This is a genomic window from Halorientalis persicus, from assembly GCF_900110215.1.
GTDB classification, from domain to species: Archaea; Halobacteriota; Halobacteria; order Halobacteriales; family Haloarculaceae; genus Halorientalis; species Halorientalis persica.
In genome coordinates, this window is record NZ_FOCX01000116.1 from 1 (window position 1) to 1,230 (window position 1,230).

Annotated in this window: 1 protein-coding gene; it reads left to right on the forward strand. The window is 45.2% G+C overall.

Annotated elements, in window-relative coordinates; all coding sequences use genetic code 11:
• Positions 1-925: 925 nt before the first annotated feature.
• Positions 926-1,230 (forward strand): hypothetical protein (locus BMX17_RS26850; RefSeq protein WP_211611504.1); only part of this gene is annotated, 305 nt, incomplete at its 3' end.

A 1,230-nucleotide genomic window follows, 5' to 3' on the forward strand; every position in this document is an offset into this window, starting at 1 on the left:
CAGAATTCATCTATTTGTGTATATGTTGTTTGGTGAAAGTAGTGTTAAGAACCATTACCATCCAACGAATTGATTCGGACCTGCCCAACTTCAGAATTGCGGCAGTAGTTGAGGCCGGTCGTCTCAATGCATATGGTCTGACCTCAGGTTTCATTGAGAGGACTCAGATTGACTTAGATGCTCAGTGTATATGCATACTGGGCACAATAGATGCAATCGTGGTCCGCAACGTCTGGATCTACTTCGCGTTCGCCTGTCTCCTCAATCACTTACAGATGGTCTGACTAAACAAAATCGCTGGCGAACCACTACTCGGTCGTATTCGAATACCCAATTTATCAGGGTGTTCTTTTGATTCTTGACAATCTGGACGATAGTGGTAATGCGATTGGGCGAGATTATCAACAGTTACTCTCACCAGGTATTCCTTTCCGTTATCAATGGTACTGAACTCTTTCTGAGTAAAGTCGTCGTTTTGAGTCTTCGGGGGTAACTCTATATTTTTATGAAGTATCTGGGAGTTGCTCTGGTCTTGTTTATCGTCATCTTGGAAAATATCAATGACAATATTATGTCTGTGTGTGTCAAAATTAAATACGACAATCTTCAGCGGGTCTGTCGCTTCTGAGTCTGTGGTTTCAACCCTTTCACATCCTGCGGTTGTAAGACACACTCCTGAAATCCCATATTGAAGAAACCTCCGTCTCGGTAGATTGTCTCTCATATTCTAACTATAGTGGACACTGAAATAACAAATTTTTCAATCGAATTGAAACCGATGCTCTCAATTCGCTGGCTGTACTAAGCGATCAGTGTTTCACCTGCATTGCGCACCTAGTCATACCTCTCTTTCCAAAAATATTCAAAAGCTATTACACGTATATGATGTATGAAGCGCCGTTCTGCCCTCCAACTCGGTGGCACGATGCTGCTCACAGCATTAGCCGGCTGCTCACTCCCCGATTCGTCCGCGTCCTCTGAAGTGGTAGTTTCTAAAATTACCATCCGAAATCGGCTTGAGAGGGCTGCCGAGGCGAGTATTCTGTTGACAGATAGCGATGAGATAGTCCTCTGGCGCACCGTCACAGTCCAGACTACACCGAATCAGTTCGTGACATTCGACAACCTACCTGCCGAATCTGGGAAATACACGCTGTACGGACACGTTCCCAACTCTACCAGTGATGACCCCATTCGGGCAGATCTTGTCGAGGATGCAGGTGACCAATC